The sequence below is a fragment of the Mesorhizobium sp. CC13 genome (genome assembly GCF_039907765.1).
Classification (GTDB): domain Bacteria; phylum Pseudomonadota; class Alphaproteobacteria; order Rhizobiales; family Rhizobiaceae; genus Aminobacter.
The window spans coordinates 1-538 of record NZ_JARDJI010000061.1 but is presented as its reverse complement, the minus strand read 5'-3'; the positions used below and the strand labels follow the sequence as shown (position 1 = coordinate 538).

At 67.1% G+C, this 538-nt stretch carries 1 pseudogene; it reads right to left on the bottom strand.

Going from position 1 to position 538, the window contains the following annotated elements:
• Positions 1–538: pseudogene (locus PV773_RS25160) on the bottom strand (hypothetical protein); the annotation flags it as partial.

Below are 538 nucleotides of genomic sequence, written 5' to 3'. Positions count from 1 at the left end.
GTCTCGGGATCATGGCGCTCGCCGACATAACCCTTCTGGGTCTGGAAGCCCGAGGCCAGCCGCTCGCCATAGGCGGCATAGCCGGTGGCTTCGACGACGGCACCGGCCGCATCGGTGACCAGCCTGGCCGAGGCGAGATGGTCGCGGTGCAGGAACTGCCTGGTCTGGCCGACCACCTTGAGGTCGGGATGCGGATAGCGGGTGTAGACCTCCGATCCTTGCGTCGCCGGATCGATCTCGACCGAGGCATCCGGATAAAGCGTGGTGGCAAAGGCCGAGGCCTTCTTGGTGCGTGCCCCGTCGGGGCCGTAGAACAGGTTGACGGTGTTGGAAGAAAGCGTCACCTGCTTGAGCCGGTTGGCTTCGTCCCAGACGAGACTGCGGCTGCCGTCGGCGGTGAGGTTGCCGTTGGCATCGTAGCTCAGCGCGTTGGCGCCCACCGTCAGCGGCGTGTGCGGCCGCGGAGCGGTGGGGGCGGGATAGACGTAAGCGCCCGCGACCCGGCTGCGCGACAGCATGTTGTCGTTGGCGGCATAGG